15 protein-coding genes and 1 pseudogene are annotated in these 13,506 nt (G+C 43.6%); 14 read left to right on the plus strand and 2 right to left on the minus strand.

Annotated elements, in window-relative coordinates:
* Window positions 1-24 precede the first annotated feature (24 nt).
* The 9 genes and pseudogenes from A5886_RS01140 to A5886_RS01180 all read left to right on the plus strand — a co-directional run bounded on the left by A5886_RS01140 (window position 25) and on the right by A5886_RS01180 (window position 7,151).
* A complete protein-coding gene (locus tag A5886_RS01140) occupies window positions 25-1,101 on the plus strand; it encodes a glycosyltransferase family 2 protein (protein ID WP_086273254.1) in 1,077 nt (358 codons plus the stop codon).
* 12 nt (window positions 1,102-1,113) lie between these two features.
* The gene (locus tag A5886_RS01145; protein WP_086273255.1) at window positions 1,114-1,629 is read left to right on the plus strand and encodes a glycosyl-4,4'-diaponeurosporenoate acyltransferase CrtO family protein; all 516 of its coding nucleotides are present in this window, start codon (window positions 1,114-1,116) and stop codon (window positions 1,627-1,629) included.
* 227 nt (window positions 1,630-1,856) lie between these two features.
* A pseudogene (locus tag A5886_RS01150) lies at window positions 1,857-2,929 on the plus strand (bifunctional transcriptional activator/DNA repair enzyme AdaA).
* A gap of 146 nt (window positions 2,930-3,075) precedes the next feature.
* Window positions 3,076-3,495: a MarR family winged helix-turn-helix transcriptional regulator gene (locus A5886_RS01155; RefSeq protein ID WP_086273256.1), complete on the plus strand. Its 420-nt coding sequence runs from the start codon at window positions 3,076-3,078 to the stop codon at window positions 3,493-3,495.
* A 15-nt stretch (window positions 3,496-3,510) separates the two neighbouring features.
* On the plus strand, window positions 3,511-4,473 hold the full coding sequence (locus tag A5886_RS01160; RefSeq protein WP_086273257.1) for a ring-cleaving dioxygenase: 963 nt from the start codon (window positions 3,511-3,513) through the stop codon (window positions 4,471-4,473).
* Between the two features lie 12 nt (window positions 4,474-4,485).
* The gene (locus A5886_RS01165) at window positions 4,486-5,382 is read left to right on the plus strand and encodes a VOC family protein (RefSeq protein WP_086273258.1); all 897 of its coding nucleotides are present in this window, start codon (window positions 4,486-4,488) and stop codon (window positions 5,380-5,382) included.
* Between the two features lie 22 nt (window positions 5,383-5,404).
* Window positions 5,405-6,010 (plus strand): flavin reductase family protein, encoded by a 606-nt coding sequence (locus A5886_RS01170; protein ID WP_086273259.1) that lies wholly within the window; start codon window positions 5,405-5,407, stop codon window positions 6,008-6,010.
* Window positions 6,011-6,026: 16 nt separating this feature from the next.
* Complete coding sequence (locus tag A5886_RS01175; RefSeq protein WP_086273260.1) at window positions 6,027-6,626, plus strand: alpha/beta hydrolase; 600 nt, start codon at window positions 6,027-6,029, stop codon at window positions 6,624-6,626.
* Window positions 6,627-6,836: 210 nt separating this feature from the next.
* Complete coding sequence (locus tag A5886_RS01180) at window positions 6,837-7,151, plus strand: hypothetical protein (RefSeq protein WP_086273261.1); 315 nt, start codon at window positions 6,837-6,839, stop codon at window positions 7,149-7,151.
* Between the two features lie 176 nt (window positions 7,152-7,327).
* Here the strand turns inward: A5886_RS01180 and A5886_RS01185 are convergent, their stop codons facing one another.
* A complete protein-coding gene (locus tag A5886_RS01185; RefSeq protein WP_086273262.1) occupies window positions 7,328-7,978 on the minus strand; it encodes an SDR family oxidoreductase in 651 nt (216 codons plus the stop codon).
* Between the two features lie 204 nt (window positions 7,979-8,182).
* Here A5886_RS01185 and A5886_RS01190 point away from each other — a divergent pair, with 204 nt between their 5' ends.
* The 5 genes from A5886_RS01190 (at window position 8,183) to A5886_RS01210 (ending at window position 12,193) form a co-directional block, all read left to right on the plus strand.
* Window positions 8,183-8,602, plus strand: a complete 420-nt coding sequence (locus A5886_RS01190) for a MerR family transcriptional regulator (protein ID WP_086273263.1) — start codon at window positions 8,183-8,185, stop codon at window positions 8,600-8,602.
* A gap of 74 nt (window positions 8,603-8,676) precedes the next feature.
* Window positions 8,677-9,543, plus strand: coding sequence for an aldo/keto reductase (locus A5886_RS01195; RefSeq protein WP_086273264.1), 867 nt, complete (start codon window positions 8,677-8,679; stop codon window positions 9,541-9,543).
* Between the two features lie 84 nt (window positions 9,544-9,627).
* Entirely contained in the window at window positions 9,628-10,248 is a 621-nt protein-coding gene (locus tag A5886_RS01200; RefSeq protein WP_179189948.1) for an NAD(P)H-binding protein, read from the plus strand.
* Window positions 10,249-10,357: 109 nt separating this feature from the next.
* Window positions 10,358-10,882 carry a flavodoxin gene (locus tag A5886_RS01205; RefSeq protein ID WP_086273265.1) on the plus strand — a complete coding sequence of 175 codons (525 nt, stop codon included), beginning with the start codon at window positions 10,358-10,360 and terminating at the stop codon, window positions 10,880-10,882.
* 15 nt (window positions 10,883-10,897) lie between these two features.
* A complete protein-coding gene (locus tag A5886_RS01210) occupies window positions 10,898-12,193 on the plus strand; it encodes an MFS transporter (RefSeq protein WP_086273266.1) in 1,296 nt (431 codons plus the stop codon).
* A gap of 467 nt (window positions 12,194-12,660) precedes the next feature.
* Here the strand turns inward: A5886_RS01210 and A5886_RS01215 are convergent, their stop codons facing one another.
* Window positions 12,661-13,350, minus strand: a complete 690-nt coding sequence (locus A5886_RS01215; protein ID WP_086273267.1) for an aspartate/glutamate racemase family protein — start codon at window positions 13,348-13,350, stop codon at window positions 12,661-12,663.
* Between the last annotated feature and the right edge of the window lie 156 nt (window positions 13,351-13,506).

Raw genomic sequence — 13,506 nt, forward strand, 5'->3', positions numbered from 1 at the left:
GCTTGTCTAATGAGGAGGACGATCATGAAAGATGGATGGATAGTCTGCTGGTTGCTGGCGTGGAGTGCTGGATGGATCGTCTTTGGTCGGTTTCCGCTTATCCCTAAAGTGAAGACAGTAAAAGAAACACGCGTGTCGATCATTATTCCTGCCCGAAACGAAGCGCTGAATCTACCGAAATTATTTCAGTCGCTGCACAGGCAAACGTATCCGATCCATCAAGTGATACTCGTAGATGACGGGTCAACAGACCCCACGAAAGCTGTGGCAGCGCAAAACGGAGCCGCGATTTTGAGTACGAACCTTGATCAACCAGGAAAAGCAGCAGCTTGTTGGCAAGGGGCTCAAGCGGCTACCGGCGACTTGCTATTGTTTCTAGATGCCGATACAGCATTCGTAGCACAAGATGGGCTCGCAAGATTGATTCGCGCTTTTGATATGAAGGGCAGGCAAGGTCTCTTGGGCGTTCAACCTTACCATCTTGCATTACACACATATGAGCAGTTGTCTTATGTGTTCAATGTCGTCATCATGGCTGGATTGAATCGATTTACGATCTTAGGAGAAAAGATGCCAGCAGGTGGTGCTTTCGGTCCTTGCCTGTTGTGTACCAAACAGGCGTATATGCAGGTAAAGGGGCATCAAGGCATGCCATTGGGCATCTTAGATGATATTGCGTTGGCCCAGCGGTTTCTGTCTGCCCAACTGCCTATTCATTTGTTTGGTGGCCGCACACTTGTGGCGTTTCGGATGTATCCGCAAGGAATGAAGCAACTGATTCAAGGATGGAGCAAAGATTTTGCCACCGCGGCACAGGTCACAAATAAATGGCTAATGATCGGGATCATTGGTTGGATCGTTGGCAATATCATGGTCCTGTTTGCCGGATTGATCTACTCATGGCCGGTTTTTGTTGCTATCTATGCTTGTTACTACGGACAAAATTTGTTGTTTGCAAAGCGTGTGGGCACGTTTCACGCGGGTTGGCTGGTCTTCTTTCCATGCTATTTTTTATTCTTTCTTATGCTCTTTGCTTGGTCAGCGATTCAAACACATCGGCAAAAATCAGTGACATGGAAAGACCGCAAGATTGATCTCTAGGAGGAAAAACAGATGCCAATTATCAGACTCACCTTGTTTCCTTTGCTGATTGTTGATAGTTTGGCCTGGGCTTGTGTGCATCTCGGTATATCTTGGGGAATCCGCCAAATCCCGTTGGCTTTTTTTGACCAGCATGCTGCTTGGTTTCGCTCGTTTTCCTTTGAAGATGATGGGAAGTTTTGGCAGAAACAGTTGCGCATCGCCCGTTGGAAGGATCGTCTGCCAGAAGGGACGCAAATCGATAGCAGCGGCTTTAATAAATCTCGCCTACAACGAAAAGACCACGTATATCTTCATCGCTTTATAGTGGAAACTTGCCGCGCAGAGTTGACCCACTGGTTGCTCTTGTTTTCGGCGTGTGTCTTTTTCTTATGGAATCCTTTGTGGGCTGCTGTATTGAATATCTTCTATGCGCTCCTGGCAAATCTGCCGTTTATTCTGATTCAGCGCTATAATCGACCACGCTTGCGTAGGGTCTACGATTCATATCAAAGGAATAAAGCAAGACCAACGACACAAAGTAAATGAGTGTTGTTGGCTTTTTTTGTCGCCAAAAATAGGTGTTAATTTTGGTGGGATGGGTTGACTCTTTTTCGGTTACAGTACAGGTACACAGAAGAAAGGGTGACAAATATGACCATATCAGCATATAATCAATTCAATGCTTTACATAGAGATGCAAATCCATTGATCCGTCACATGGATAGAAGGGTAGCCATCTACATGATCGACACCTTTCGAGGGGAGAAAAATACATGATTACCGCACAAACACAGGTCGACCATTATTATGAAATGCTGGTGGAAAAAAATTCGCAATATGAAGGGATTTTCTATGTAGGTGTCAAGACGACGGGTGTTTTTTGCCGGCCCACTTGTCCAGCCAAAAAACCGCTGAAAAAGAATTGTGAATTTTTTGATGATGCGCAAGAAGCATTGCTGGCGGCTTATCGTCCCTGCAAACGTTGCAAGCCCTTAAGTGCACCCAGCTATTTGACTGAAGATGTCCAGCGCTTGGTTGATGCTGTAGAAGCCAATCCTGAACGGAAATGGACGGACAAAGATTTTTCCTCCTTGGCTATCCATCCAAATACTGCCCGCAGACAATTCAAAAAATATTTTGGCATGACCTTCATCGAGTATTCTCGCTCCCGCAGATTGGGTTTAGCCTTTAAACATATTCGACAAGGGGAACCGTTGATTGATGCACAACTAGAAGCGGGCTTTGATTCTGGCAATGGCTTTCGAGATGCCTTCGCCAAAATCATGGGGGATTTGCCCTCGAATAGTAAAGAGAAGACGATTCTTTATTCGTCGTGGCTGGAAACCAAACTAGGGGCGATGTTGGCGATTAGCGACCACGCCCGATTGTACCTATTGGAATTTGTTGATCGACGGGGGTTGGAAACAGAGATCATGGTACTGCGCAAACGTCTCAATGCCAGCATCATTCCTCAGCAAACCTCGATTATACAACAACTGGCAGCTGAACTGACGGAATATTTCAATGGGCAAAGAACGACCTTTACGATTCCTCTAGCGATGATTGGCTCCCCGTTCCAGCAACAAGTCTGGCAGCAGTTACAACAGATGAAAGCAGGGGAAACCTATTCCTACAAACAATTGGCACAAGCGATTGGCAATGAGAAGGCCTGTCGTGCTGTGGCCAATGCCAATGGCAAGAATCAACTTTCGATCTTGATCCCTTGTCATCGTGTAATCAATAGTGATGGGACGCCGGCGGCTATGGCGGTGGTTTAGAGCGAAAGAAATGGCTTTTGGCTCTTGAAAAGAAAATGGTCGATCCGGTAGATTTTTCCGTAAATTAGGTGTTTTTGATACTGATTGTTATGCGCATACTTGGCTAGTATATAGCTTCGTATGCGTTTTTGTATGGTGAATAGGCAGATTTGTTTACCACTTACAAAAAGTAAGTTATAATTATCTCGAATTCGAAATAAATGAGGTGAAGGAAATGACCCATCAAGAAGCGGCGTTGCATGCATATATTGGTTTACTACGAACAGCCAATCAATTGGCACAAATGGCTAAAGCAGATGTCCGATGTTATGACTTGAATATCACTGAATTTTCGGTCTTAGAATTATTGTATCACCGAGGAACACAAGCCACCCAAGCAATCAAAGAAAAAATATTGATCGCCAGCAGCAGTACAACCTATGTCATTGACCAGTTAGAGAAAAAAGGACATGTCAAAAGACAACAAAGCCAACAAGATCAACGCGTCAGTTTGGTGTCATTAACTGAGTCGGGGCACGCCTTGATTGAAGACATCTTTCCGACCCATGCCCAACAAATCGACCGTCGTTTCGAGAATGTGAGTAGTGAAGAATTAGCCACATTAAAAACCATTTTACGCAAAATCATACAATAGAAAAGGGGACTTCATATGAGAACACAAGACCAATTAATAGGGATTCACCACGTGACAGCAATGACCAGTGATGTCGAAAGGAACTATCACTTTTTCACAGATATTTTAGGCATGCGTCTGGTCAAGAAAACCGTTAACCAAGATGACATCTATACTTACCATACATATTTTGCAGATGATATCGGTACACCAGGCACCACGATGACCTTCTTTGATTTTCCGCAAACATCAAGAGGCAGCAAAGGCACCAATTCGATTACGAGAACCAGTTTTCGGGTGCCAACAGATGCAGCATTGGCTTATTATGCGGCACGTTTTGACACCTATTCAGTGAAGCATGAAGAGATCTCAACAGTTTTCGGGACAAAAGTATTGAAGTTTTGGGATTTTGACCAACAAGCCTATCAATTGATCTCTGATGAACGCAACGAAGGTGTGGCAGCGGGGACACCTTGGAAAAAAGGACCAGTGCCAATGGCATTTGCCATCTATGGCTTAGGTCCTGTTGAAATCAGTGTCGCTTATTTTACGGATATGAAAGGGTTGCTGGAAAATGTGTTTGGGTTCCAAACTGTAGCCCAAGAAGCAGACCGCGCATTGTTGTCTGTCGGTGACGGCGGCAATGGTGGGCAGATCGTCTTGATTGAAGACACTGCAAGCCCACAAGCACAGCAAGGAGATGGAGAAGTCCATCATGTCGCTTTTCGTCTCGCTGATCGCGCATCCTTGGCCGCATGGCAAGCAGTCTTTGATAACTTAGGCTTAGCCAATTCTGGCTATGTCGATCGTTATTATTTTGAATCATTATACGTTCGTATAGGCCATATTCTATTTGAATTGGCTACCGATGAACCTGGATTTATGGGGGATGAGCCATATGAAACACTGGGGGAAAAGTTATCGTTGGCCCCATTTTTAGAAAATAAGCGCGACTACATCGAAGGCGCAATCACGCCCTTCAACACAGTTCGCCAGTAAGGAGCAATCGATATGCAACCCATCGAACATATTCATCATATATCAGCGATTGTCGGAGATCCTCAAGCAAATGTTGCCTTTTATCGTCAGGTACTCGGCTTGCGATTGGTGAAACAAACGGTCAACTTCGATGATCCGTACACCTATCATTTGTATTATAGTAATCAGCACATCGAAAATGGCACGATCATCACGTTCTTCCCTTGGGCCAATGCCCATGCTGGTCGTGTCGGCAGTGGACAAGTAGGGCGCATCGCTTTTCGCATTCCAAAAGATAGCAGTGACTATTGGCGGGAACACTTGCGTCGATCAGGTATTGCGGTTCAAGAGAGCACATTATTCAAGCAAAAAACGTTAGCACTTGCTGATACACACGATTTAGCTTTGGCATTAGTAGAGTCTGAAGAAACGGCAGACACACCGGATATTTTGGGGTTCCATGGTGCCGTATTGCTTTCTGCACAACCCGCAGCTACGATGCAAACATTGACACATGATTTAGGTCTGCAGTTGGTCGAAGAAACAGAGACAAGCAGCCATTTTCTAACGACAGGTCAACAGCATCATGAAATTGTTGTTCCCCATCAAGCATTGCCAGCAGGTCGATGGGGTGTAGGTACAGTCCATCATATTGCTTGGTCCGTCCCAACGGATACCGCGCAAAAAGAGTGGCAAACTTATCTCCATGACCAACAGTATGGGGTGACAGAAATCAAAGACCGTCATTATTTCCATGCCATCTATTTCCAAGAGCACGGATCGATCGTATTTGAAATCGCTACACAGACACCAGGATTTTTAGTCGATGAACCATTGGAGACCCTCGGCGAAACACTCACATTACCACCGCAATTTGAAGCGCAACGAGCAGATATACTGGCACATCTGCCACAGCTAAAGATTGATTGAATGTGAAAGAAAGGAGCAAGCGATGCGAGAAATAGACCCAACAACTTTGACCCAAAGAGACAATTACAAATTATTGATTGGATCAGTGATTCCCAGACCGGTAGCGATTGTCACAACGCTCTCTGAAGCAGGGGTGCTGAATATCGCCCCTTTTAGTTTCTTTTCGATCGTCAGTTCAGATCCTGCCATGCTCTCGATTGCTGTGCAACGGAAAAATGGTCAAGCCAAAGACACAGCCCGAAATTTGCTGGCAACCAATGAAGCGGTCATCCATATTTTGGACAAAGAAAATGTGGTGGCTGCGAATCACACCGCCGCCCAATTGCCGCCTGAGACTAGCGAGTTGGATGCTTCAGGCTTTACGACTGTTCCTTCAAGCACGGTCGCTGTACCAGGTTTAAAAGAAGCCAAAGTTCGTTTTGAAACAAAATTGTATCAACATATTCCGATAGAAGCAGGCAGCCAAGCGGACCTGCTATTGCTGCAAGTGACGGCTTATCATATCAATGAGGACATTTATCAGGACGGAAAAATAGATCCCGAAGGCTTGCAAGCCGTGAGCCGTTTAGCAGGCAATACTTACGCCAGCATCGGCGAGATGTTTGACATCAAACGTCCAGATGATTAAAAAGGAGGTAGAGACAATGAAGATGATCTATCATGCAGGACAACCAGATGCCCCAGTGTTGGTGTTATTGCACGGGACAGGCGGCGACGAACATTCATTGATAGAAATCGGGCGCGCCCTTTCACCAGATGCATCATTGCTTAGTATCCGTGGCGATGTTATGGAGAATGGCATGCGTCGGTATTTCAAACGAGTCGCAGAAGGGGTATACGATGAAGCTGATTTGGCGCAGCGAGGGAATGTACTTGCAGCAGAGATGCAAGAAGCTGCTGAAACATACGATTTTTCGATGGAAAAAGTCGTACTGGTAGGCTACTCGAACGGCGCAAATATCGCGATTCGATTGTTGCTCACAGAAACCCAAATCTTCACCAAAGCGATTTTATACCACGCGATGTACCCTGTGAAGGAGTTGCCGACTACAGACTTATCTAAGACACGTGTCTTCATGAGTTTCGGGACCCATGATCCTATCGTGTCCCGCGCAGATGCCGCGTATGTCAAAGCGATTTTCATGGATCGTCAATCAGTGGTTACTGAAAGTTGGACACCTAGTCATCAATTGACGTATCAAGAAGTCGAGGCGTCGAAAGTTTGGTTAGCAGCACAGGTGTAAAAAAAGCCATGTCCATAGAGAAATCTGTGGAGATGGCTTTTGGTGTATCTAATGTCGATCAATCATAATTAATTTGTAAATCCATGTTTATATGGCCAACACATTTGAACGGAGTATAGTATACAATATTTATATCACTAATAGTTTTTAAGGAAGGAAATCTTGATTTAGGCAACTATATATAAAAAAGGATAGAAAGGAGAACTATACATGGTAGATGAAGAAAAGAAAAAGCAAAAAGTTTTAAAGACACCCAAAAATCAACCGATTAAACGAATTACTCAAGAGGATATTGAGCAACTTAAAAATCAATTGGAACGGTTGTCTTCATGGACGCAACCATTGCAGTTGTTGGAAAGTTTCTTTGCTTATCAATCAATCCCTTTAAACAAAAAACAGATTATTCGAGAATTTTACGCACAGTCGGCAATTTATCTTAGCTTTAAAAAAACATTCCTTGATGAAATCAATATTATGGACATGAAGCTACAAGAACTTGAAAAACGTGAAAAAGTTAAAATATAAGTTGTAAGACTTGTTAAACGATCATCAGACATACATCAAAAGAACAAATAATAAAACACTAGCTATTCGATAAGAGCACTTACCGAATAGCTAGCGTGAAAGGATTCTTTCTAATCCTATTTAAAACCCACTCTTATTCAAAAAATAAGTAGAATGAACAGCAATCAAATGACGTATTACAAAGCCTCAATCGCTTCATCAATCGCAGTATCGCCATTGATCACTTCAAATTCTTTCCCAATTGTCTGGTCGTTTTCTAAAACGGCCATCAGCGTTGCAGCGACATCCGCACGAGAAATTGTGCCGTATTCGTTTCGCTTACCCACTTTTACTTTGCCAGTAGCCGAATCATCTGTTAGTCCGCCGGGATGAACGATCGTCCAATCTAAATCCGTATGGCTGCGAAGCCATTCATCTGCATAATATTTTGCGATGGTGTAAGATTGAAGGCTATTTTGTTTCAGTAGTTCTTCTCGGTCATTTCTAAAGGTGCTGACCATCACAAAACGCTTCACATCAGCACGCTTGGCCGCTTCCATAGCTTTGACCGCACCATCTAAATCAACGGTGAAGATTTTGTCCAGTCCTTTCCCTCCTGCCCCAGCACTAAAAATAATCGCATCAGCACCTTCAGCAGCTTTGGCAATCTCATCGACAGAACTTGTCGCAATATCTAATAAAACTGTATCGATCCCTCTTTCTTCAAAGAAAGCGACTTGGTCAGGATTTCTGATCAATGCCTTTTCATTGATTTCGCTGTGGGCTTTGGCTAAATCTGCAAAATGTTGTCCGACTTTCCCGTAAGCCCCAATAAATAAAACGTTCATCGTCATTCTCCTTTGTCTATTATGGATGTAAGTCACTGATTGAGAATCGCTGCTTCAATCAGATGCTGTTTCAAGCATAGCACGCTGAGGGAGTGGTGACAAATAAAGGAGTTACTAGTTTACAGTTCAGGCACCATTTTGTATATTACCGCTTGCCTTGGTGTGCACACCAAGGTTTATGATAAAGACAAAGGAGGCGACAGGATGAATATCAAAAAAGCAGCAGCCATGTTTGACTTGAGTACAGATACCCTGCGTTATTACGAACGAGTGGGTGTGATTCCTCCCGTTCATCGCAACAACAGCGGCTATCGGGAATATACGACCAATGATTTGAATTGGATTTATCTGGCAAAGCATTTGCGGTTGGCAGGGCTATCCGTTGAATCGCTAATTGAATTTGCACAGTTGGCGCAAGTAAGAGGTACACAAAATGTAGAGACTGCCCAAAAACAGATTCTGACTGAACAATTGGAAGAACTCGACAAAAAGTTGGCAGAAATGCAAGAAGTCAGAGCGTTGTTGCTATACAAAATCGATACCTATGATGATCATATTGCCAAATTCAAGGCGGGAGAGATGACCCCTGATACCATTGAAAAATTATGGGAGCGAAAGAAATAGTCGATTTTCCTTGCTTTGAAGTACACGCCAAGGTATAGGATGAATAATCTAAGAAATAAAGGAGGAATTATTACATGAATACAATCACATTAAACAACGGTGTACAGATGCCGCAACTAGGATTCGGAGTCTATCAAATTCCTTTGGCTGAGACCGCAGAAGCTGTGTATCAAGCAATCAAAGCTGGTTATCGTTTGATCGATACGGCAGCCATCTATGGCAATGAGAAAGAAACTGGGGAAGGCATTGATCGTGCCATCAAAGAAGGGTTGGTCACAAGAGAAGAACTATTTGTCACATCAAAACTCTTCATTTTGCAAACGCCAGAAGAAACTGCTGCAGAAACGATCGTCCACTCATTGTCGGTCATGAACTTAGCGTATTTGGACCTCTATTTGATCCACCAACCATATGGTGAAGTGTATGGCGCATGGCGCGCCTTGGCAGCTGCGCAAAAGGCGGGTAAAGTCCGGGCCATTGGTATCTCTAATTTCAAATCTGCAAAAATGATTGAGTTTGTTGGGTTGACGGATGTGAAACCGCAAATCAACCAAATCGAAGTCAATCCATGGTATCAACGTGAGGAAGACCAAATATGGCATGAAAAATATGATGTGCAAGTCGAAGCTTGGGCACCCTTTGCAGAGGGACGTCATGATCTGTTTCAAAATCCGGAACTAGCGGCAATCGGTCAACAATATGGCAAGACGGTCGGTCAAGTTGTTCTTCGTTGGTTGATGCAACGAGGGATCGTGGCATTGGCCAAATCAGTTCGGCCAGAACGCATGGCCGAAAACATCGATATCTTTGATTTTTCTTTAACGGAAGCTGATATGAAACGCATCGCAGCATTGGACAAACAAGAATCGGCATTCTTTGACCACGACGCACCGCAACAAGTCGAATGGTTCATGAACCGAATGTTGGATACGGAAAAATAAATCCAGTAAAGCGATAGATCTGTTTATTTGATTAGGAAAAAAGCAACGAAAGCATAGTAAGTAGAAGAAGGAGCTGGATAAAGGATGATAAATGTACTGATTATCGGTGCCGGTGGGCAGATTCCCCGTTACTTGATTCCATTGTTGCAAGAACAACCAGCTATCACATTGACATTATTCAGCCGTCATGCTGCGCGCTTACCTTATGACGGTATGCGGAAAATCACCGGGCAAGCAAGCCACGTGCCAGATCTAGTTGAAGCGATGCAAGGACAAGACATTGTCTATATGAATTTTGATGACAAAAGGATAACCGAAGCGGTGATTGACGCCATGCACCAAACTGGCGTCAAACGCATCATTCAAGCGGGGGTTTTAGGCGTCTATGGAGAAGTAGCGGCACCTTTTTCTGCTTGGAATAGTCAGATGCTCGGACAGTCCGTTGCAACAAATCGCGGTATCGAAGCTCTTGAAGTAAGTGATCTCGATTATGTATACATGCGGATGACGTGGCTGTATAACGGCAGTCGACAAGAATATGTAGCCAGTCCAAAAGGCGAACCATTTCTCGGTGCGCAGATAACGAGACAAGCCATCGCACAGTTCGTAACGGATACGATCACCGGCAAGCGCCAAGATCACCGCGCCAGTATCGGGTTATGGGAACCAGGGTCAGAATACAAAGCAAAACCTGATTTTTATTGAGACATTTATCCATACGGGTAGATCCATCGATTGTGTAGGAGACCAATAGCCACGGTCTCCTATTTTCAATGGAAAAAGCAGAAATATTGATCAAATAAGGAGGCTGGATATGGAATCCAATCAGAAATTGATCGCGTATTACTCACGAACAGGCAATACAGCGGCTGTTGCCAAGTTGATTCAAGAAACAGTCGGTGGCAACTTGTGGCGAATCAAAACGGCCGAAGAACGGCCAAAAGACTATGATGAAGAAGTAGCATTGAATCAGCACGAACAGGAACAGGGGCTATTACCAAGTCTGGATTCAAGCACCCCAGACTTTGATGGATACGAAATCATCTTTCTCGGTGCGCCGACATGGAATATAGCCTTACCACAAGCGGTCGTTGCATTTCTTGAGACGTATGATTTCTCGAATAAGATCATTGTTCCCTTCAATACGCATGGCGGCTATGGATCAGGGACAGTCTTTACACAAATTCGGAAATATGCCAAACATGCAGAAATATTAAAAGGGTTCTCTATCCATGGTGGAGAAGAAAGGAACGGCGTGTTATTCGCCATTCAAGGGGATAAGGAACAAAAGACGATCCAAGCAATGCATAGATGGTTAGATACCATTGAGATCAAATAAGAAGAAGGTAATCAATTGAATAAACAAACATTTGGTATAGTATTGCCAATCACATTATTGGCCTATTTTTTGATATTGATGGATAACTCCATTATTTTTACGAGTTCAATCGAAATTGGACAAAGTTTGCATTTGACGTCATCTGCTCTTTCATGGGTATCGAGTGCCTATACACTAACTTTCGGGGGCTTTTTGCTATTAAGTGGACGGTTGTCTGATTTGTTAGGCAGAAAACGGATCTTTTTGATCGGACTGACCATTTTTGGTCTTAGTTCATTCGTGATCGGCATGGCGCAAGATGCTACAACCATGATTTTGATGCGGGCATTACAAGGTATCGGCAGCTCGATCATTGCCCCAACAACGTTGGCATTGATCATGGATACCTATCAAAACACCATGCGACAAAAAGCAATCGCCTATTATGGGGCAACTGCCGGCATAGGGTCAAGTGTCGGATTGCTCGTAGGCGGTGGCTTAACTAGTTTGATTTCTTGGCGTGCTGGTTTTTTGATCAACGTACCATTTACGATCGCATTGATCTTGTTGACGTTAAAGCATATTGAATCAACGCCGGTGAAAGCGGGAAAAATTGATTATTTAGGCAGTTTCTTATCCGTTTTGAGTTTGGTGGGCATTATTTATGGCGTGACTGAATCCCTTTGGTGGATGTTCAGCCTTGGAATCATGTTGTTGCTGCTGTTTGTTTATTGGGAATCGCATTGTGCCCATCCGATCTTACCATTGGTATTGTTCAAGAATAAGATTCGCTTTGGTGCCTATTTGACCAGATTACTGTTTATGATGGCGATGTTGCCATTGTGGTTTTTCTTGCCGCAAATGATGCAAAGCCAATATGGATTTAGTGCCTTTGAATCAGGGCTAGCCTTCTTGCCATTAACGATCGTCAACTTCATTGTTGCGCTGCAATTGCCGCGATTGACGGATAAATGCGGCAACAATAAAGTATTGTTGATAGGGGAAGTGATTTTGGCAGCTGGACTTGCTGCATTGGCATTTTCTGATACGACCGCTGGCTATTGGGCCGCAGTTTTTGTCCCAGTGCTCATTCTCGGTGTGGGACAAGGGTTGATTTTGGCACCTGTAACAGCCGCTGGTGTGCATCAAGCTTCAGATGAAATGGCCGGTATCGCAAGCGGCGTCACCAATATGATGCACCAAATCGGCGGTCCGATTGGGTTGTCGATCATCGTTACAACGACGCAAGTATTCAATCAAGAAATGTGGTGGATGGTTGGCTTTACGCTGCTGGCGTTGGTGATTGTGGGTGTTTTTGTTCGAGGGGAGTAGGGTCAACGGGTTGCTTGTCGAAGATACTAGCGAATTCAACTGTTGCTGGGTCAAATCTGCGTCAACCAGTTTTGTGGTAGAGAACTAAACCGACTGACAAGATATGAATCATCGCATGTATTCCATCTTTCTATAGCCTAATTGTACTGATATAACAGCTTGAAATGGAATCTTGGAAGAAGCAAAATTATCTACAAAAATCAGAAATAATTACAGGTGTAAAGTACATACGTTGTGTTTGCTTTTTGGAGGATATAATAATGATAGACTTAGTTTAGCTAGGAGATATTGATATGAAGACAAGACGTCAAGGAGATACCGATGTTTTGACCGCTCCGACAAAGTTTGGCATTGAAGAAGATTGGATATATAGCTGTAAAGGGGAAAGATGATCTTGATTTTTTTATAGCTGAAACGCGTAACAAAATAGGATACATTTCAGCTATAAACCTTTCACAAAATCAAAACTACGACAAAGCCCTCGCAACAGCCACTTCCGCATGAATCAATGTTGTGTCAAAAACAGGCAGAGCCACATCGCTTTGCTGAATCAATAGGCCAATTTCCGTACAACCCAAGATAACCCCTTCTGCACCTTGCTGCGCTAGTTCTTGAATGACACGAAGAAAGGTAGCTTTCCCGCTTTCCTTAATGACCCCATGACACAATTCATCAAAAATGATTCGATTGACTACTCGAATATCTGACGCATTTGGAATCAACACGTCGATTCCCTGATCAATAATTCGTTGTTTGTAAAAATCTTGGGTCATAGTATACGACGTCCCTAATAAAGCCACTTTATGGATGCTTCTTGCTTGCAGTGCTGCGACCGTTGCATCGGCAATGTGAATGATCGGAATTGATAGGACCTGCTGAATTTGGGGCGCGACTTTATGCATCGTATTGGTACAAATCAGCAAGAAGTCCGCACCAGCTTGTTCAAGCGATTGCGCGTACTCAGCCAAAATTTCGCCGCTTTTTTCCCATTCATTATTTTTTTGACAGGTTTCAATGACCTCGAAATCAATACTGGCCAATAAAATCTTCGCTGAATGAAGCCCACCGAGTTCTTGATTGATCAATTTGTTGATTTGTTGGTAATAGGTGATGGTACTTTCCCAACTCATACCGCCTAATAGTCCGATTGTTTTCATGGGATTCTCCTTGTGGTGTGGAATGTTTGTGTAATATATGTGAGATAATTATGATCTTAATAAGCAAATTTATAATAGCACGAAATATAGAGGGACTTGTGATTTTATTATTGCTATCAGTTAATTTTGAAAAAAGTTTTTAGGTGAGATGACTAT

Source organism: Candidatus Enterococcus testudinis (assembly GCF_002140915.1).
GTDB classification, from domain to species: Bacteria; Bacillota; Bacilli; order Lactobacillales; family Enterococcaceae; genus Enterococcus_D; species Enterococcus_D testudinis.